This is a genomic window from Chromohalobacter beijerinckii, assembly GCF_023061185.1.
In the GTDB taxonomy this organism is placed as follows: domain Bacteria; phylum Pseudomonadota; class Gammaproteobacteria; order Pseudomonadales; family Halomonadaceae; genus Chromohalobacter; species Chromohalobacter beijerinckii.
Window position 1 is genome coordinate 1 of record NZ_JAKGAK010000020.1, and the last position, 18,752, is coordinate 18,752.

Below are 18,752 nucleotides of genomic sequence, written 5' to 3' on the forward strand. Positions count from 1 at the left end.
GAGAGAGCCTCCGAGGACGACCGGAGGCTCTCAATCAGCATAAGCCCATGTGTCTGAATGAATTCAGCACGTCCTTGGCAGCTGAGCATCCGTCCTAGATGCAGGTATTCTGACAAATTTCGAATGCAATAAACTTAACCTGCATCAACAAAAGACTCGTAAGCGGGCCAGCATCTTCATGCTGGCTTTCCCGACCCAATCTTCATGGTAGAAGGCCGCATTTCACCCGACATACGCCATCATGTCATTGACATGCGTACGCCTTTTTCAAGGCTTTGGTTACAACATCGCTGGCCGGTTCGTTCCAGCTCCCGGAGGTGTTTTCCAGATATTGCGACACACCATCCAAGATATCGCGACCGCGAACGTCACTGGGTGCACAAATCTTTTCTCGGGATTCTAACCGATCAAAAACCCCTAGTACGTATCCGGTATACGTAAAAAACTTACTAGTATCGTAGGACTCATCATCACGAAACTGCTGGTAATGGCGCTGAAAATCGAGAAGGTCGGCCCCATTGTAGAAATAGCCCCAGGCGTTGCCGATTCCCGCACTACCCAATCCGGCCACCAATATCACGCTCAATGCCCGCTTGGCGGTTTGTCTCATGAAAATCACCCCTGACTCTTTGCATTCCTCAAACGTCGAAACGAAGACAAAAAAACGCCGGCTGACAATCAACCGGCAAGCCGCCACGTACAGCATGGCGAGAGAGATACGCCGGCCTTTGCAGACCGGTTGGAGGCGGATGATCTTCCACCTCTGGAGACACATGAGACCTGCGTCTTCCTTGGCGATTCGGATCACATGAGCCTGCGAGGCGAGATCCGCCTCTTTCCTTGGCTGCCGGCCACCAGCCAGCGCAATCGCGCAATTCCCTTGGCAGCGTCCCAGTGACCGATGATCGCTTGAATCACCTCCATCTTAGACGTCAGACCGGGCTTGGAAAAGCTTTGTACAATAGCACTTACTCATCCTCGCGACGCCAAGTCCTCGCTGTCTGCTCCACTGAGACGACTTCTCGCGGGCGCCGCAATGGCGAAAAACCGCTCGATCACGGCTGTCGAGGCCGGGCGCGTCAAGCAAGTGATCATCACGAATACTGGCAGATTGATCAGCAGCCCCCAGAACCCAGCGTGGATTCCCAGCGGATTGCGCCACACCAGCGTAAACAACAGTGTGACGGTAAACCCTGCCAAAATGCCGCTCAACACGCCCACCTTGGAAGCACGAGTCCAGAAGAACATGCCGATGAAGGCGGGCAATACCTGGGTGGCAAAACCCAGCCCCACGAGCAATATCATCACCAGATTGCTGGGCTCGGCGATGGCCACCGGTGCTACGATCAGCGCCATGATCGGCAATAGCAAGCGCCGCGCCAACTTGGCGGCGGCGGCATCGGAAAGCTTGCAAGCCGGCTGGGCGATGTCCTTGGCGTAGGACAGCGCCACCGAATGCAAGAAGGGTTCGCAGGACGACATCGACGCGGCCAACGTGCCCGCGCCCAATAAGCCCACCAGCCAGACCGGCATCTGTTGCATGGCAAGCTCCAGAGCCACGGTATCGGCACGCGCCAGCTCAGGCAGGCTATAGATGCCGATGAAGCCCACCACCACCATCGGCAGGATGACCACGTAATAGCTCGGCAGCCAAGTCGCGCTGCGACGAATGGTGCATGCCGATGACGCACTCATCCACTGCGTCCAGACCGGCGGCATGAACGACAGCATCGAGACGATGATCGATGTCGTCCAGAAGGCAAAGCTCATATCCCCCTGCGCGCCCGGCAAGGTCAGAAAGGCAGGATCACGCTCACTCAAAGTGGTAAAAACATCGTCGAACCAAAGGCCGCCGCCGAAGCGCTGTGACGCCCAGAGCCCAATCGCCCACGCCACCGCCAGCATCAGCACGCCCTGAAAGGCGTTGGTGATACCGATCGCACGTTGGCCGCTGGCATAGAGATAAAGGGCGATACAGCTCAAGACCACCAGCACCCCCACCCAGATCGGTAAACGTCCAGCGCTCATGACGTGCAGAATATACGCCGCCCCAATGGTCTGCAGTACCGCATAGGCCAATGACGCGATCGACATTACCCCTGCGGCCAGGCCACCCAGCAGCGGGCTTTCATAACGATCGGCAATGGCCGCCCCTTGCGTGACATGTCCGAAACGCCGACCAAAGGCCCACACCTTAGGACCAAAATACCAAGCCACCAACGCCAGATAGGATAGGTAGATCACCACGTAGAATACCGCAACGCCCTTGGTGTAGGCCCAGCCTGGAGCGCCCATGAAGGTGTAAGCGCTCACGCTGCCTGCGGCGATCAGCAAATAGAGCGTAACCGGCCCCATGCTGCGACCGGCGACGCCCCACTCTTCCAGCGAGTTCATCGAGCGTCCTGTCCGGGCGCGCAAGCCAAGGAAGATCGCCACGCCCAGATAAGCGAGCGTCATGATAATCGGCACACTACTCGTCATCGCAAGAACGCTCCACTAGCCGATTGCCGATGGCCATGACACCACAACAGGCAAACACGATGACGTACGCCCATACCGCGATCAGTGGCAAGCCGAGCACCACGCAGGCTTGGTTGAACCAACCGATCACCGGCCAGATGCCTGCTGCTATGAGCACGACGAATGCCAGAGTCAAACCCCAGCCACGGCCCGTGGTCGGCCGCACGATATAATGCTTCATGAAACGTTCCGCTCAGGAAAGATGGTCTACGTTGCCAAGGCGTATGCCTTACAATGCGATACGAAAAGCGCTCATGGTAGCGCATTCATTCGCTCTAGGGGATCGACACGTGCTCGCATGTTCTTAACGGCCTATGGGCATAGTCAGTACACTTGCCATAGCATGGCGCCTACCGCTTCCTCTGTTTTTCCTCGGCGACAAGGATGTCCTAATGAAATTTTCCCTGGCCGGATTGCGTAACGCACTCAGTGGCACGGCCAGTGCCGGCTATATCGCCAAGGGAATGGTCTACTTCACGGTGGGCTGGCTGTCGCTGCTCACCACGATTGGGCTCGGTGGCCAGCAGGCCGGTACCAGCGAAGTCATTCGCGCCATCGCGCTATGGCCGTTCGGCACACTATTGATCGGGTTGCTCGGTATCGGCCTGCTCGCCTATGTGCTCTGGCGACTCGCCCAGGCCTGGTGGGATCTTGAGCACAAGGTCAACGGCTGGAAAGGCATCTTGCAGCGTCTCGGTTTCGCCATCAGCGGGCTTTTATACATCGCCCTGGCCTGGCAATGCGCCACGCTACTGATTCTCTCGCTAGCCAGCGGCGGAGGCAGCAGCACCTCTCAGCAAACTGCCAAGCTGCTCACCTATCCTGGCGGGCTATTCGTCTTGCTGGGCATCGGAATAATCTTTGTTTGCGTGGGGCTGCATCAGTTTTATCGCGCGTGGAAGCGGCACTACCGGCGCAACTGGCATATCGAGGACATGCCCAAGGGCCCGATGCCGCTGCTCGAAGGCATCGCCCGCCTGGGCCTGGCGGCACGGGGCCTGGTCTTCATGATCATTGGCGTGTTTCTGTGCATTGCTGCCGTCGAGGTCGACCCCGACAATGCCGAGGGGCTGGGAGGCGTGCTCCACACACTCGCCGAGCAACCCTACGGCCGTTGGTTGCTCGGCGGTGTCTCGCTGGGCCTCGTGGCCTATGGACTCTATTGCTTCATCAATGCCGGTTATCGGCGTACACGAACGCCGCGCCTGTAAACGACGTCGACTCAGCCCATCATCAAGGCGCCGCCGGCAGCCGCGGTAGCGGCGCCGATCCCGCGTAGCCAACGATTGTCACGACGCGATAGCCACTCGCCCAGCACACGTCCCGTCAGGGTGATGGCCACGCTGGTCGCCACGAAGCCCGCCGCATACAACAACGCGGATGCCCCCGGCGCCAATTCGCTGCCATGCGCATGGCCATGCATCAGGATGAACGCGAAAACCAGCGTGCCCCCCAGCACACTCGGCAAACGCACCAGAGTGGCCAGCAGCACCCCGGCCAGCAACACGCTCGAGGCAATGCCGAATTCGACGCCCAGCAGCGGCACGCCCATCCAGGCCAGACTGGCACCCGCCAGCATACCCAGCGCAATCAGCAGTGGCATGGCACGGCGTAACGCGCCCGCCTGGCGGAAGCTCCATAGTCCGATGGCCGCCATTGCCAGCAAGTGATCGAGCCCGGTCAACGGATGCATCAAACCGGCCATGAAACTTCCGGCATGCGAATGCGATAGATGCCCCGGGTGCGCCAATGCAGAACCAGCGAACAACAAAGCCAAGGGGGTCAACGCCAGGATCAGATGGCGCATATGAAGACGAGACATGGACATGAATATTCTCCTTTATAGTCAGTGATAACCAGCGTGTCTTAGGTGCTTGACGCCACATCGGCGTCCGCCGCCTGCCCCACATGCTGCGGACGGCGCTCGGGCAGCATGCCGCGTTCGAGCATGAAGTCGACGATCGTCTCGAGCCCCACCCCGTCATACAGATTGGCGAACACGAAGGGTCGCTCGCCGCGCATCTTGCGCGCATCACGTTCCATGACGTCCAGTGAGGCATGTACTTGCTCGGCGATATCGATCTTGTTGATGATCAAAAGATCGGACTTGGTGATACCCGGCCCGCCCTTGCGCGGGATTTTGTCCCCGGCGGAAACGTCGATGACGTAGATCGTCAGATCGGAAAGCTCGGGGCTGAACGTCGCCGACAGGTTGTCGCCACCGGACTCGACCATCACCAGCTCGAGCCCCGGATGACGCGACTGCAACTCGTCGATGGCCGCCAGGTTCATCGAGGCATCCTCGCGGATCGCGGTGTGCGGGCACCCCCCGGTTTCCACCCCCAGAATGCGGTTGGATTCCAAGGCATCGTGCTTGAGCAGGAAGTCGGCATCCTCGCGGGTATAGATGTCATTGGTGACCACGGCGATATCGTAATGATCGCGCAGGGCCAGGCAGAGTTGCTTGAGCAGCGCCGTCTTGCCGGATCCCACCGGGCCGCCGACACCGACGCGTAGACAATGTGTCATGTTCTTTCTCCTCAACTCCTGAACAACCGTGAATACTGGGTTTCATGCAAAGCGCTAGCTAACGCCAGGCCGGGCAACGCCGGTCCCAAATCATCATCTTCCAACGCCAGGGCCTCGGTGACTGCCGCAACAAGGGCCGGGCGTAGACGTTCGACGAGACGCTGAGCACTCGTCTGCCCCAGAGGCAAGGCCTTGCAGGCCACCGTCAACTGGTTTTCCAGCCACGCCCAGGCGAAGCCCAGCATGGCGTCTTCACAACTCACTCCGCGTACGCGTGCCGCCAAAGCAAAGGCCACTATGTAACCCGGCGTCTCGGGCAAAGCCGGCGTCTCGGGCACCTGATCGAGGCTTCTCAGCAAGCGCACCAGCGTGCCGCCTAGGCGTTGCTCTTCCTCGAGCAGCTCACGGGTTTCACGATTGGCTTGCAGCCAGTCATTCCAATGCGCCAAGGCCTCGGCGTCGTCCTCCGCCCAGGCACGATGGGCGCGCGCCAGCACCGGTAATTCGCAGCGGGTCAGCCCATCGTCGAGCACACCGGCGAGCCACTCGCCGAGACTCGCCTCATCATCGACCCAGCCCAGCTCCAGCGCGCTCTCGAGACCCTGCGACCAGGCGAAGGCGCCGATCGGCAACGCCGGACTGACCAGCTGCATGAGCCCGGCCAGGGCCAGCGGATCGTGTTGCGACACCGGCTCAGTGGACATGTGCCGACGCCTGATGGTGGTGATGATCGTGACCATGGCCTTCCGCCTGGCCATAGGCGCCCGGCTCGGGATCGAACGGCGCCGCGTGATGCTCGAGCGTCGCACCCAGCCGCTCGGCCAGCTCCTCGAGCACGTGATCCGGCGGAAAGCGCACCCAGCCGCGCTGCGCGTCGCCCGCGATGGCCAGTTGTACATGCCGGTTGCCCAGGTGATAGCACAGCCGCGCCAGCGCCAGAGCGCCTTCGATCCGTGCCGTCACTACCGGCTCGTCGGCCGCCTGCACGCGTACCACCTCGCCGCTCTCGGCACGCAGCCCGTCGCCGTCGCGCAGCACCGGGCCACGATCGAGGAACAGGCCCAGCTCGCGGCCGGCATCGCTGACCGCCTTGAGCCGCCCGCGCATGCGCGCCTCGAATGGCAACGTCAGAGTCTCGCCGGCCTGCTCCGCCGCAATCGGCCCCAGACGTTCGATCAGTTTCAACATAATGGCTCCTTCAGTATTCATGGCGAGGCGTGAGGCGCCTCCCCAGGATGGCAAGCGAGGTCGGCTGCCCATCGAGATCCGCAACCTCCGGCAGCAGTCCCCAGCGCTCGAACCCGCAACGCTGGAACAGGGCCAGACTCGGAGCATTGTGGGCAAAGATGAACCCCAGCAGCGTCTGACGTCCGAGTGCCATGGCGGAGTCGATCAATCGTTCGACAAGCTGCTTGCCATACCCGCGCCCCTGGTGCTCACGCGCGACATAAAGGCTTGCCTCATTGGTTGCAGCATAAGCAGCCCGGCCATAGAAAGGCTGCAGGCTCGCCCATCCAACGATCTTCTCGTCCACCTCGAGGACCCATAGCGGATGGGCTTCATCATGAGCGTCGAACCATGCCTGACGCGCCTCGACCGTGACCGGCACCAGATCGGCCGTCGCCAGCCGCCCGGGTATGGATTGGTTATAGATTTCCACGATGCGAGCCAGGTCGCGGGATTGCGCATGCCGAAACATAAGGGAGCTCTCTCAAAACAGATGATATCGCTGCGCCAGCGGCAATTCCGTCGCCGGCTCGCAGGTGAGGATGTCGCCATCGCAACGCACCTCGTAGGTCTGCGGATCCACCTCGAGATGAGGGCACGCCTCGTTGAGCTTCATGTCGGCCTTGCGCACGCCGCGCACGTCCTTGCAGGCCGCCAGTTCGCTATTCAGCCCCAAACGCGTCTTGATACCCGCGTCGAGCGCGGCCTGGCTGACGAAGGTCAGGCGCGTGCGGCTGGCCGCCCTCCCCAGGGCGCCGAACATGGTCCGGTAGTGCACCGGCTGCGGCGTGGGGATCGAGGCGTTGGGGTCGCCCATTGGCGCGGCAGCGATCATGCCGCCCTTGAGCATCATGGCCGGCTTGACGCCGAAGAAGGCCGGGTCCCAGAGCACGAGGTCGGCCAGCTTGCCAACCTCCACCGAGCCCACCTCATGCGCGATGCCGTGCGTGATCGCCGGATTGATGGTGTACTTGGCGATATACCGCTTGGCACGGTGGTTGTCCGCACCGCGTGCGGTGTCCTCCGGCAGCAGGCCACGCTGCACCTTCATCTTGTGGGCAGTCTGCCAGGTCCGGCAGATCACCTCGCCGACCCGCCCCATGGCCTGGGAGTCTGACGCGATCATCGAGATCACGCCCATGTCGTGAAGGATGTCCTCGGCGGCGATGGTCTCGCGGCGGATCCGCGAATCGGCGAAGGCGACGTCCTCGGGGATGTTGGGGTCGAGGTGGTGACACACCATCAGCATGTCGAGGTGCTCATCGATGGTGTTCACCGTGTAGGGCCGCGTGGGATTGGTCGATGACGGCAGCACGTACGACTTGGCGCAGGCGGTGATGATGTCCGGGGCATGTCCGCCCCCGGCGCCTTCGGTGTGGTAGGTGTGAATGCAGCGTTCCTTGAAGGCCGCCAGGGTGTCCTCGACGAAGCCCGACTCGTTGAGCGTGTCGGTGTGGATGGCGATCTGCACGTCGTATTTCTCGGCCACGCTCAGGCAGTTGTCGATGGACGCCGGCGTGGTCCCCCAGTCCTCATGCAGCTTGAGGCCCATGGCGCCGGCCTCCAGTTGCGCCTCGAGCGCCTCGGGCAGGCTGGCGTTGCCCTTGCCCAGCAGGCCGATGTTCATCGGCATGTCATCGATGGCCTGCAGCATCTTGCCGAGATGCCACTCGCCCGGGGTGCAGGTCGTGGCGTTGGTGCCGGTAGCCGGGCCAGTGCCGCCACCCAGCATGGTGGTGATCCCGCTCATCAGCGCTTCTTCCACCAACTGCGGGCATACGAAGTGGATATGCGCGTCCAGGCCACCCGCCGTCAGGATCTTGCCTTCGCCGGCGATCACTTCCGTGCCGGGGCCAATGACGATGTCGACGTCCGGTTGCGTATCCGGGTTGCCGGCCTTGCCGATACCCGCGATGCGGCCCTGCCTGAGGCCTACGTCGGCCTTGACGATGCCCCACCAGTCGAGAATCAAGGCGTTGGTGATGACGGTATCCATCACCGCTTCGTCGACACGCTGGCTCTGTCCCATGCCATCGCGAATCACCTTGCCGCCACCGAACTTGACCTCGTCGCCGTAGTGGGTGAAGTCCTTTTCGACCTCGATCCACAGCTCGGTATCGCCGAGCCGCACACGGCCCCCCACCGTCGGGCCGTACATATCCGCATAGGCTTTGCGACTGATCTTCATGGCGTTCCTCCCGCACTGGATTGGTCGAGGCTGCCCATCACATCGCCGTGAAAGCCGTAGATATGCCGCCGACCGACGAAGGGAATCAGGGTCACCTCGCGGCTCTGGCCGGGCTCGAAGCGAATCGCCGTGCCCGCCGCCACGTCGAGGCGATAACCGCGCGTCTTGTCGCGGTCGAAGATCAAGGCCGGATTGGCCTCGGCAAAGTGATAGTGCGAACCGATCTGGATGGGCCGGTCGCCGGTGTTGGCGACCTCGACGGTGATCCGCTCGCGCCCTGCGCAGAGCTCGATCTCGCCGTCTTTCAATTGGTATTCACCGGGAATCATCGAGAACTCCTTACACAATGGGCGCATGCACCGTGACCAGCTTGGTGCCATCCGGGAACGTCGCCTCGACCTGCACCTCATCGACCATCTCGGCGACCCCCTCCATCACATCGTCACGGGTCAGAATTTCACGGCCGTAACTCATCAGCTCGGCGACGCTCTTGCCGTCGCGCGCGCCTTCCAGGATCTCGAAGCTGATCAAGGCCACCGCCTCGGGGTAGTTGAGCTTGAGGCCACGGTCACGGCGTCGTTCGGCAAGTTGCGCGGCGGAAAACAGCAGCAGCTTGTCCTTGTCTCTCGGGGTCAATTCCATATCGGCAACTCTCTCGTGATGAATTCGGGCGTCGGGCCGTCGTCAGGTCATCCAGATCCGCGGCACGCTGGCCTGCCGTGACGACAGCCAGGGCCGCAGCACCTCCCAGGCCTGCTGACAAATCTCCCAGGCGGCATTGCGCTCATCGCCCAGGTAGCGCAGCAGGAGCACGTCACGGCGCTGGGTGACTGCCCAGTGCCGCGATGCCGGCAAGCATTCCCTCAGGGCCTCCACCGCGGCCTGCGGCGCCGCCAGCCCCACTGCCCAGAGCGTCGCCTGCACCGTACTGCCGCCCTGTCCCCAATAGCCGTGGAACCGTGGATGCATGGGATCGAGCGGTTGACGTTCACGCCATAGCGGGCGTCCGTCGCGCGTCAACGCGAAGCGCTGCTCGACCCGTCCGCTGACGAACGGCAACTGGCTGGCGGGACGCCCCAGCGCCAGGACTTCCCAGCCCACGCAGCACCCATCGCCCTGCACATCCAGCGTCGTGCTCTGCATGCCACGCGCGCCGTCGAAACACAGGGTTTCCTGCGGCAGCCATTCGAGCAGCGCGCCGGACCGCACGGTCAGATGCGTGTGCTGCCCCCAGCACACGCCATGGCTGTCGGCGCGATACAGCTTGGTCGCCGCCGGCGTGGTCAGCAGGGCATGGGCGCCGCGCTCGGCCTCGATGTCGATGCGCAGCTCGTCGCCGCTGACCAGTCCGCCCGGCGGGTGCAACAGATACACATGACAAGGCTCTGCGTAGCGAGCGTCGGGAACATGGCCCGTTTCGGGATAGAACGGCCGTTGCACGCGCAGAGGACCGTGGTGGCGAGCGCGCGTCATCCGCGTGCGCGCATCGCGGTCGCGAAAGCCCAGCGACAGGGAAGCCGCCCAGTGGCGCCGGGTGTCGAAGCGATGCCCCGAACCGCCGGACGGCGTCTGGCCCGCCTCTTCCCCGGGCGACGCCGCCTGGCCTGGAAACGACAAGTCCGTCATACCGTCAGGTGCCGTTTGATCAGGTCGTCGTCGAGTTCGCCGATCTCGCCGCCGGCGACCGTCTGCCCCCGGTCCATGATCGTGAAGCGATCCGCGTACTTGCGCGCGAACGGCAGCTTCTGCTCAACCAGCAACACGGTGAGCCCGTCCTCCTGGTTGAGCCGGCGGATCACCTCGCCGATCTGCGCGACGATGTTGGGCTGGATGCCCTCGCCGGGTTCGTCGAGGATCAGTAGGCGCGGCTCGATCACCAGCGCCCGGCCGATCGCCAGTTGCTGCTGCTGGCCGCCGGACAGGTCGCCACCACGCCGGTGGCGCATTTCCCGGAGCACCGGAAAGAGTTCGTAGATACGCTCGGGAATGCCCCGCTCCGCTGCGCCTTGCACACGCTTGCGCCGTGCCGGCAGACCGATGCGCAGATTCTCCTCCACGCTCAGCGTGGCGAAAATCTGCCGCCCCTGGGGGACGTAGCCGATGCCCAGATCGGCGCGGCTCTCCGGGCGCCGCTTGAGCAGGTTCTCGTCGGCGAAACGCACCTGACCGTCGCGCACCGCCACTTCGCCCATGATGGCCTTGAGCAGCGTGGTCTTGCCCACGCCGTTGCGGCCCATGACGCAGGTGCAGCGCCCCGCCGGTACCTCCAGCGAGAGATCGCGCAGGATATGACTTTCGCCGTAATACTGATTGAGCTTGTCGACGCTGAGCATCAGGTTCCCTCCCGCACGTCGGACGATTCGTCGCCGCCCAGATAGACGTCGATCACTCGCGGGTCGTTGGCGACCTCGTCCATGCTGCCCTCGGCGAGCACGCTGCCCTGGTGCAGCACGGTGACGGTACGGGCGATGGAGCGCACGAACCCCATGTCGTGCTCGACCACCACCACCGACTGCTGGCCGGCCAGGCGCGTCATCAAATCCGCCGTGCGATGCATTTCCGGCTCGGTCATGCCCGCCACGGGCTCGTCGACCAGCAACAGGCGCGGACGCTGCATCAGCAACATGCCGATTTCCAGCCATTGCTTCTGACCATGCGAAAGCACACCGGCCAGCCGGTCGCGTTCGCCGCTCAGGCCGATGATCTCCATGACCTCGTCGATTCGTTCGCGCCCCTCGTGGTCGAGGCGGGCAAGCAAGGTCTTCCACACGCGCCGGTCGCCCGCCATCGCCAGCTCGAGGTTGGCGCTCACCGACAGCGCCTCGAACACGGTGGGTTTCTGGAACTTGCGCCCAATCCCCAGGTTGGCGATCTGCGGTTCGTCCATCTGCAGCAGATTATGGCGACTGCCGAACCAGGCCTGTCCGCGATCGGGACGCGTCTTGCCGGTGATGATGTCCATCATGGTGGTCTTGCCCGCGCCATTGGGGCCGATGATGCAGCGCAGCTCGCCGTCGTCGATGGTCAGGTTGAGATCGTCGATGGCCTGGAAGCCGTCGAAGCTCACGCTGACATCCTCGAGGTAGAGAATCGGCCCGTGACGCACGTCGACGGGGGAATCCGCCGGTGCCATGAAGTCGAAGACGCGATCGGGACGCGCGAACTCGCGCAGGCGTTGCATGCGCTGCGAATCCATCATGCTCATGCGGTCACCTCCCGGCGCCGACGCAGATGCGCCATCAGGCCCGCCACGCCCTGCGGCAGGAACATGGTGACCACCACGAACAAGCCGCCTAGGAGAAACAGCCAGGCATCCGGCATCACTCCGGTCAGCACCGTCTTGAGATAATTGACGACCAAGGCGCCGAGCAACGCGCCGTAAAGCGTGGCGCGGCCGCCCAATGCGACCCAGACCACCACCTCGATGGAAAACAGCGGCGCGAAGGTGCTCGGGTTGATGATGCCGACCTGCGGCACGTAGAGCGCCCCGGCGATGCCCGCAATCATCGCCGATAGCACGAACACCGCCAGCTTGACGTGCTCGACGCGATAGCCGATGAAGCGCACCCGCGCCTCGGCGTCCCGGGTGGCCATGCATACCCGCCCGAGCCGTGACCGCGTGATCGCCTTGCAGCCCCAGAACGCCAGCAGCACGGCCACGCCCGAGGCCACGAACAGCGCCACGGTCATGCCCTCGCTACTCAGCGAGAAGCCCAGTAATTCATCGAACCGCGTCAGCCCGGTGCTGCCGCCCATGCCCATCTCGTTACGGTTGAAGGCCAGCATCAGCGCAAAGGTCAAAGCCTGAGTGATGATCGAGAAGTACACGCCGGTGACCCGCGAGCGAAACGCCAGCCAGCCGAAGACCAGGGCCAGCAGCCCCGGCGCCAGGACCACGGCAAGCGCCGCTACGGGAAAGTGGGCCATGACAGCCTGCCAGGGCGCCAGCGGTGCCTGCTGGGCGGTCAGGTAGAGCCCCATGGCGTAGCCGCCCAGAGCGAAGAAGGCCCCGTGGCCCAGGCTCAGGATGCCCAGATAACCCCAGATCAGATCCACCGCCAGCGCCAGCAGCATGTAGGTCAGGTACTTGCCCAGCAGCGAGACGACGGAGTCGTTCAGATGCCAGGCATGATCCGGCGGCAAGGCATGGAGCACGACCACCGCCAGCATGCCGACGATCAGGACGACACTGGTGATCCAGGTCGAGCGTTCATCGAGCAGGGAATTGCGTTTGAACACCGTGGCGAGACTCATGACGTCCGCCCCTTGGGCGCGAAGAGCCCCTGCGGACGTTTCTGAATGAACAGGATGACGCCGATCAGCACGATCACCTTGGCCAGCACGGCTCCAACCCAGGGCTGCAGAACCTGATTGATCACGCCCAGCGACATGCCGGCGACCAAGGTGCCCCACAGGTTGCCGACGCCGCCGAAGACCACCACCAGGAAGGAGTCGACGATATAGCTCTGCCCCAGATTGGGCCCCACGTTGGTGATCTGGGACAAGGCGACGCCCGCCAGCCCGGCGACACCGGCGCCCAGGCCGAAGGTGAGCATATCCACCCGCGCGGCGCGCACGCCCATCGAGCGTGCCATGGTGCGATTCTGGGTCACCGCGCGCACCTCGAGCCCCAGCCGGGTGTAGCGCATCAGCGCCCATAGCGCGGCGAACACCACCAGGCAGAAGAGCAGCACGCCCAGACGGTTGAGGGTCAGCGACAAGGCCTCGTTGATCTGCCATGCGCCCTGCAGCCAATCCGGCGAAGCCACCCGGCGATTGAGCGGCGAGAACACCGTGCGCACCAGTTGCTGCAGAATCAGACTGATACCGAAGGTCGCCAGCAACGTCTCGAGCGGGCGCCCCTTGAGAAAGCGGATCACGCTGCGCTCGATGAGAATGCCGAACGCTGCCGCGACCAAGAAGCCGCCGGGGATCGCCAGCAACAACGCCAGCCCCGGCTGCCCGGGCAGCAACTGCTGGATCATCCAGGTGGTGTAGGCGCCCAGCATGATCAGCTCGCCGTGCGCCATGTTGATCACCCCCATCACGCCGAAGGTGATCGCCAGGCCGATCGCCGCCAGCACCAGCACGGACCCTGCGCTCAAGCCGAAGAACAGCGTCTGTCCCCGCTCGTACCAAGCACGCTTGCTCTCGATGCCGGCCAGCGTCTCGCCGGCCTCGGCAGCAATGGGAGCATCACTGGCAGCGATGGTAGAGAGCGAATTGCGCACGCGGGTGTCGAGATTGCCGCGCAGGGTCGACAGAGCCGAGGCATCGCCCTGCTCCACGCGATACAGCGCCAGCGCGGTTTCGATCTCGGCGCGTACCGCGGAACTCTCCTCGTCGTCGAGTTGTGCAGCGACCGCGTCGACGCTTTGCGCATCGACCTCGCCGATCAAGCGCTTCGCGGCATCGAGACGGGTCGCCTCGTCGCCTTCGTCGAGCGACAGCGAGGCGATCAGGCCCTGCAACTGGGTGCGCAGCGCGTTGTTGATGCGAAACGCATCGACGCTGCGCCGGGAGCCGGTGCCGGCATCCTCGAAAGTGATGGCATCGATGATCGGCCATTCGCGGCCGCTGTCATCGGTGATGATGTAAAAACGCTCGCCACGGCGCTCGCGTCCCAGACGGCCGTCGAGCAAGGCCTCGAGCCAGCGCGTTTTCTGGGCGGCGTCACTGGCGGCGATGGCCTGGGCGGCCTCGGCCTTGGCATCGAAGTCGTCGGTATCCAGCGCCTGCAGCAAGGCCTGGGCGCGCTGTGGCGTCACCTCGGCCTGCACCGGCGAGACGATGGCGAACCATACCAGCAGTACGGCCACGACCATCAGGCAATGCCGGAAACCGAAGCCGGCCTGCGATCCGGTCATGCTTTCTGGCCGAACATTCATCGCGTGAGTTGGCGTCATCGAAGGGTTCCTTCTCGCGCCGCGACGGTCGCGGCGCACGATTCGGGAGCGCCCCGTCCTACAGGGCGTCATGACGTGAAGGAAACGGCGAGCGCCGGACGCTCGCCGTGGGCGTGCTTACTCGGCGCCGGCGCCGTCCTCGCAGGTCATGGTGTCGACGTTGAGCTTTCCGCAGCGCAGCGGCGCGCGCCAGTCGCTGATCAGGTTCTGGGACTCGGGGAGATAGTCGGACCAGGCGTCGCCGGCGACATTACCCGAGGTTTCCCAGACCACGCTGAACTGACCGTCGTCCTGGATCTCGCCGATCATCACCGGCTTGGTGATGTGGTGGTTGGGCATCATCGCCGAGGAGCCGCCGGAGAGGTTGGGCACCGTGACCCCGATGATCGAATCCTTCACCGCGTCGACATCGGTGGTGCCGGCCTCGCGCACCGCCTCCAGCCACATGTTGAAGCCGATGTAGTGCGCTTCCATGGGATCGTTGGTCACGGCCATGTCGTCGCCGGTGTATTCGACCCAGTTGTCGATGAAGTCATAGTTGGCGTCGCTGTCGACGCTCATGAAGTAGTTCCATGCCGCCATGTGCCCCACCAACGGCCCGGTATCGATCCCGCTGAGTTCCTGCTCGCCCACCGAGAAGGCGACGACCGGAATGTCGGAGGCACTGATGCCCTGGTTGGAAAGCTCGGTGTAGAACGGCACGTTGGCATCGCCGTTGATGGTCGAGACCACGGCGGTCTTCTTGCCCTGGCTGCCGAAGTCCTTGACCTCGGAGACGATCGACTGCCAATTGCTGAAGCCGAACGGCGTGTAATTGACCATGATGTCGTCGTCGGCGACGCCGTGGTCCTTGAGATACGCCTCGAGAATCTTGTTGGTGGTACGCGGGTAGACGTAGTCGGTGCCCAGCAGCGCCCAGCGCTCCACGCCCTGGCTCATCAGGTAGTCGACCGCCGGGATCGCCTGCTGGTTGGGTGCCGCGCCGGTATAGAAGATGTTCTCGGACGATTCCTCGCCCTCATACTGCACCGGATAGAACAGCAGCCCGTTCTCTTCCTCGACCACCGGCAGGACCGCCTTGCGCGACGCCGACGTCCAGTTACCGAAGATCACGTCGACCTTATCGTCCCCGGTAAGCATGTCACGTGCCTGCTCGGCGTACAGCGACCAGTCCGAGGCCGGATCCATCACCACGGGCTCGATCTTCTTGCCCAGCAGACCGCCCTTTTCATTCTGCTCTTCGATGAGCATCAGCATTTCGTCTTTCAGCGTCGACTCGCTGATGGCCATGGTGCCGGAGAGCGAATGCAGGATTCCGACCTTGATTGTGTCTTCCTGGGCCGCGGCCGGAAGCGCGATGCCCATCGAGAGTAAGAGTGCGGCGGTGGAGGTGATCTTGTTCACGAACGACTCCTTGCGGGTCTGATTGTTGTTGCAGCGCCAATGCACGCTGTTGTCGTGATATCCAGCGACGACGCCCGATGGCGTCTACACGACACCTCGCAAGTCATGTGCCAACTTCGTGCACCACCCCTAAAAATTCATAAACAACAATTACTTATAGCGTATACAAAAGGCGTGAGAACGAACCGCTCGCACCTAAATGGCGCACGCCGGATCCGTGGGCGCACCAAAGAGGAAGAAGAATGGCGCCATGAGCACCAAAAAAGTGCACACGCGCAAGACAAGGAGGGAAACGGCGGGGACTGCGCCTACGTATTGAGCGGGCGTAAGCGGCAAAGGAAGCGAGCGCCTGCTATCAGACGCTTGAGGCGTTATCCAGCGGCGTGGGATGCTTGCCGTCGCGCCAGCCCTGGGTGGAAGAGGACGCCGGTTCGAACCACTCCAGCCGACCGTGTAGCGACACCACATCGCCGACCACGATCAACGTCGGCGGACGAATATCGCCCGTGTCGATGGCTTTCAGCAGGCCCTCGGGAAGCGTCTCCAAGGTGCCCACATGCACCCGCTGGCGCGCGGTGGTGCCCTGTTCGATCAAGGCCAGGGGCGTGTCGCCGGACATGCCATGCGCCTGCAGCTCATGGCGGATGGTGGCCAGCGAGCCCAGCCCCATGTAGAACACCAGCGTCTGCCCGGGACGCGCCAGCGTCGGCCATTCGAGGTCGCAGCCGCCGTTCTTGAGATGCCCGGTGACGAACCGCACCGACTGGGCATGATCGCGATGAGTCAAGGGAATGCCCGCGTAGGCGGCGCAGCCGCTGGCCGCGGTGATGCCCGGCACCACTTCGAAGGCGATGCCCGCCTGGGCCAGGGTTTCCAGTTCTTCGCCGCCACGCCCGAAAATGAACGGATCGCCGCCCTTGAGCCGCACCACGCGATGTCCGGCACGCGCCCAGTCGACCAGCGCCTGGTTGATGCCTTCCTGAGGCACGCTGTGCGACGACCGCGCCTTGCCGACATACAGTCGCCGCGCCTCGGGGTTGGCCAACGCCATGATCTCCTCGCTGACCAGGCGATCGTGCAGCACCATGTCGGCTTCCTGCAGCAGGCGCAGCGCCTTGAGCGTCAGCAGCTCCGGATCGCCAGGTCCCGCGCCGACCAGCGCCACATGGCCGTGGAGACGTCGGGGACGCGACGAACGCGATGTCACATCAGGCGAAGAGGCAGGCATCTTTATTCCCTGTTCGACTTAAAAAACGAGGTCTTATAGCCAAAACGATAAGGTTACTCGGCGTTACGGGGAAGGAACGTCTGGTTGGAAGGTTATAACCAAGTGGCGGACCATGCCATTGCCCGTGGCGCGCAATGGCATGGCGGGCGTCGCATCAAGCGTTGATTCGCTCGACCCCGTCCATGTGGCCGCGCAGGGCCTCGGGAATCACGATGCTGCCATCGGCTTGCTGACAATTCTCGAGCACCGCCAGCAGGCAACGCCCCACCGCCAGGCCGGAGCCGTTGAGCGTATGCACCAGCTGCGGCTTCTTCTGCTCAGGATGCCGCATGCGCGCCTGCATCCGCCGTGCCTGAAAGTCCTCGCAGTTGGAAATCGAGGAAATCTCGCGATATGTCTCCTGACTCGGCAGCCAGACCTCGAGATCGTAGGTCTTGGCCGCACCGAAGCCCATGTCGCCGGCACACAGCGTGACGACGCGGTAAGGCAGCTCGAGCGCCTGCAGGATCGCCTCGGCGTGTCCACGCATGGATTCCAGGGCGTCATAGCTGGTCACCGGGTCGACGATCTGCACCATCTCGACCTTGTCGAACTGATGCTGGCGAATCATGCCGCGGGTGTCTCGCCCGTAGGCGCCCGCCTCGCTGCGGAAACACGGCGTGTGGGCGGTCAGCTTCAGGGGCAGCTCGGCAGGCGTGAAAATCTGTTCCCGCGCGATGTTGGTCAACGGCACCTCGGCGGTGGGAATCAAGTAGAAGTCATGATCCCCCTCCAGCTTGAACAGGTCCTCGCCGAACTTGGGCAACTGCCCCGTACCGGTGAGCGAGTCGTCATTGACGATATAGGGGACGTAGCATTCCTCGTAACCGTGCTCGCGCGTCTGCTTGTCGAGCATGAACTGCGCCAGCGCGCGATGCAGCCGCGCGATGGGGCCACGCATCACGGCAAACCGCGATCCAGTCAACTTGGCCGCCATCTCGAAGTCGAGGTAGCCGAACTTGGCGCCCAGATCGACATGATCGCGCACTTCGAAGTCGTACGTGCCCGGCGTTCCCCAACGATGCAGCTCGACGTTATCGGCCTCATCAAGCCCCTGGGGCACGCTGTCGTGGGGCAGATTGGGCAACGCCGCGACGCTCTCGTCCCATTCGGCCTGCACCTCGGCGAGACGCGCCTTGGCGGCGTCGAGACGCTCGCCCAGATCGCTGACTTCATCGAGCAGCGGCTGAATGTCCTCGCCCGATGCCTTGGCCTGACCGATCGCCTTGGAGCGCGTGTTGCGCTCGTTCTGCAGGCGTTCGGTCTCGGTCTGCAGCTCACGGCGGCGCGATTCCAGCGCCTCGAGACGCACCGTGTCCAGGGTAAAGCCGCGACGGGCCAGTCGTTCGGCGACCAATGCCGGGTCGCTGCGCAACAATTTAGGATCGAGCATGGATCTTATCCGTCGAAAAGAAATAATGAAGCCACGTGAATAGGCCCACATTGTAGGGAAAAGCCACGCCGTTCACCACGCTAACCGCCTTCTCGAACCCGCAGGCGGGATGCGTCACGCGGCAGGCTGCAGTAAAGTACCCCCAATATCCCTAGGCACTGTCTGAAAAGTCGACGAGCGAAGGTCAGACAAGGCAAAAATCAGCGAAAAAGCGGAGTTTACGGGTTGTAAATGAGCATTTTGAGCTGATTTTTAACGCAGTATGGCCGAGCGCAGACAGTTTTCAGACAATGCCTAGACTGTATCGTCCCGACGACG

Annotated in this window: 20 protein-coding genes; 1 reads left to right on the forward strand and 19 read right to left on the reverse strand. The window is 63.1% G+C overall.

The features are described from left to right. Positions 1 to 244 precede the first annotated feature (244 nt). The 3 genes from L1075_RS13265 to L1075_RS13275 all read right to left on the reverse strand — a co-directional run bounded on the left by L1075_RS13265 (position 245) and on the right by L1075_RS13275 (position 2,701). On the reverse strand, positions 245 to 610 hold the full coding sequence (locus tag L1075_RS13265) for a Rap1a/Tai family immunity protein (protein ID WP_143333941.1): 366 nt from the start codon (positions 608 to 610) through the stop codon (positions 245 to 247). 362 nt (positions 611 to 972) lie between these two features. Next, positions 973 to 2,481, reverse strand: a complete 1,509-nt coding sequence (locus L1075_RS13270; protein WP_246895326.1) for a sodium:solute symporter family protein — start codon at positions 2,479 to 2,481, stop codon at positions 973 to 975. After that, a complete protein-coding gene (locus tag L1075_RS13275) occupies positions 2,471 to 2,701 on the reverse strand; it encodes a hypothetical protein (RefSeq protein WP_246895327.1) in 231 nt (76 codons plus the stop codon). The genes L1075_RS13270 and L1075_RS13275 overlap by 11 nt, the downstream gene beginning before the upstream one ends. Before the next feature lie 211 nt (positions 2,702 to 2,912). Here L1075_RS13275 and L1075_RS13280 point away from each other — a divergent pair, with 211 nt between their 5' ends. After that, complete coding sequence (locus L1075_RS13280) at positions 2,913 to 3,731, forward strand: DUF1206 domain-containing protein (RefSeq protein WP_246895328.1); 819 nt, start codon at positions 2,913 to 2,915, stop codon at positions 3,729 to 3,731. Between the two features lie 11 nt (positions 3,732 to 3,742). Here the strand turns inward: L1075_RS13280 and L1075_RS13285 are convergent, their stop codons facing one another. The 16 genes from L1075_RS13285 to serS all read right to left on the reverse strand — a co-directional run bounded on the left by L1075_RS13285 (position 3,743) and on the right by serS (position 18,434). Further along, the gene (locus tag L1075_RS13285) at positions 3,743 to 4,348 is read right to left on the reverse strand and encodes a HupE/UreJ family protein (RefSeq protein ID WP_246895329.1); all 606 of its coding nucleotides are present in this window, start codon (positions 4,346 to 4,348) and stop codon (positions 3,743 to 3,745) included. Positions 4,349 to 4,386: 38 nt separating this feature from the next. After that, positions 4,387 to 5,049, reverse strand: a complete 663-nt coding sequence (gene ureG, locus L1075_RS13290) for an urease accessory protein UreG (protein ID WP_040241925.1) — start codon at positions 5,047 to 5,049, stop codon at positions 4,387 to 4,389. 11 nt (positions 5,050 to 5,060) lie between these two features. Further along, positions 5,061 to 5,753, reverse strand: a complete 693-nt coding sequence (locus L1075_RS13295; RefSeq protein ID WP_246895331.1) for an urease accessory protein UreF — start codon at positions 5,751 to 5,753, stop codon at positions 5,061 to 5,063. Continuing rightward, positions 5,743 to 6,237, reverse strand: a complete 495-nt coding sequence (gene ureE / locus L1075_RS13300) for an urease accessory protein UreE (protein ID WP_040241929.1) — start codon at positions 6,235 to 6,237, stop codon at positions 5,743 to 5,745. Before ureE ends, L1075_RS13295 begins: the two co-directional genes overlap by 11 nt. A gap of 10 nt (positions 6,238 to 6,247) precedes the next feature. Further along, positions 6,248 to 6,748 carry a GNAT family N-acetyltransferase gene (locus tag L1075_RS13305; RefSeq protein WP_040241932.1) on the reverse strand — a complete coding sequence of 167 codons (501 nt, stop codon included), beginning with the start codon at positions 6,746 to 6,748 and terminating at the stop codon, positions 6,248 to 6,250. A 12-nt stretch (positions 6,749 to 6,760) separates the two neighbouring features. Then, the gene (gene ureC / locus L1075_RS13310) at positions 6,761 to 8,464 is read right to left on the reverse strand and encodes an urease subunit alpha (RefSeq protein ID WP_246895332.1); all 1,704 of its coding nucleotides are present in this window, start codon (positions 8,462 to 8,464) and stop codon (positions 6,761 to 6,763) included. After that, positions 8,461 to 8,793, reverse strand: coding sequence for an urease subunit beta (locus L1075_RS13315; RefSeq protein WP_246895333.1), 333 nt, complete (start codon positions 8,791 to 8,793; stop codon positions 8,461 to 8,463). The genes ureC and L1075_RS13315 overlap by 4 nt, the downstream gene beginning before the upstream one ends. A gap of 10 nt (positions 8,794 to 8,803) precedes the next feature. Next, positions 8,804 to 9,106, reverse strand: a complete 303-nt coding sequence (locus tag L1075_RS13320) for an urease subunit gamma (protein ID WP_246895334.1) — start codon at positions 9,104 to 9,106, stop codon at positions 8,804 to 8,806. 42 nt (positions 9,107 to 9,148) lie between these two features. Continuing rightward, positions 9,149 to 10,090 carry an urease accessory protein UreD gene (locus tag L1075_RS13325; protein WP_246895335.1) on the reverse strand — a complete coding sequence of 314 codons (942 nt, stop codon included), beginning with the start codon at positions 10,088 to 10,090 and terminating at the stop codon, positions 9,149 to 9,151. Then, positions 10,087 to 10,797, reverse strand: coding sequence for an urea ABC transporter ATP-binding subunit UrtE (urtE, locus tag L1075_RS13330; protein WP_011507605.1), 711 nt, complete (start codon positions 10,795 to 10,797; stop codon positions 10,087 to 10,089). The genes L1075_RS13325 and urtE overlap by 4 nt, the downstream gene beginning before the upstream one ends. Further along, the gene (gene urtD / locus L1075_RS13335) at positions 10,797 to 11,669 is read right to left on the reverse strand and encodes an urea ABC transporter ATP-binding protein UrtD (RefSeq protein ID WP_245798104.1); all 873 of its coding nucleotides are present in this window, start codon (positions 11,667 to 11,669) and stop codon (positions 10,797 to 10,799) included. Before urtD ends, urtE begins: the two co-directional genes overlap by 1 nt. Further along, the gene (gene urtC / locus L1075_RS13340) at positions 11,666 to 12,718 is read right to left on the reverse strand and encodes an urea ABC transporter permease subunit UrtC (protein WP_075369875.1); all 1,053 of its coding nucleotides are present in this window, start codon (positions 12,716 to 12,718) and stop codon (positions 11,666 to 11,668) included. Before urtC ends, urtD begins: the two co-directional genes overlap by 4 nt. Further along, positions 12,715 to 14,331, reverse strand: a complete 1,617-nt coding sequence (gene urtB / locus L1075_RS13345; protein ID WP_075369899.1) for an urea ABC transporter permease subunit UrtB — start codon at positions 14,329 to 14,331, stop codon at positions 12,715 to 12,717. The genes urtC and urtB overlap by 4 nt, the downstream gene beginning before the upstream one ends. A 156-nt stretch (positions 14,332 to 14,487) precedes the next feature. Beyond that, positions 14,488 to 15,735, reverse strand: coding sequence for an urea ABC transporter substrate-binding protein (gene urtA, locus L1075_RS13350; protein WP_246942307.1), 1,248 nt, complete (start codon positions 15,733 to 15,735; stop codon positions 14,488 to 14,490). 394 nt (positions 15,736 to 16,129) lie between these two features. Beyond that, positions 16,130 to 17,002, reverse strand: a complete 873-nt coding sequence (gene cobA, locus L1075_RS13355; protein ID WP_246895338.1) for a uroporphyrinogen-III C-methyltransferase — start codon at positions 17,000 to 17,002, stop codon at positions 16,130 to 16,132. 154 nt (positions 17,003 to 17,156) lie between these two features. Next, complete coding sequence (gene serS / locus L1075_RS13360; RefSeq protein WP_246895339.1) at positions 17,157 to 18,434, reverse strand: serine--tRNA ligase; 1,278 nt, start codon at positions 18,432 to 18,434, stop codon at positions 17,157 to 17,159. Positions 18,435 to 18,752 lie beyond the last annotated feature (318 nt).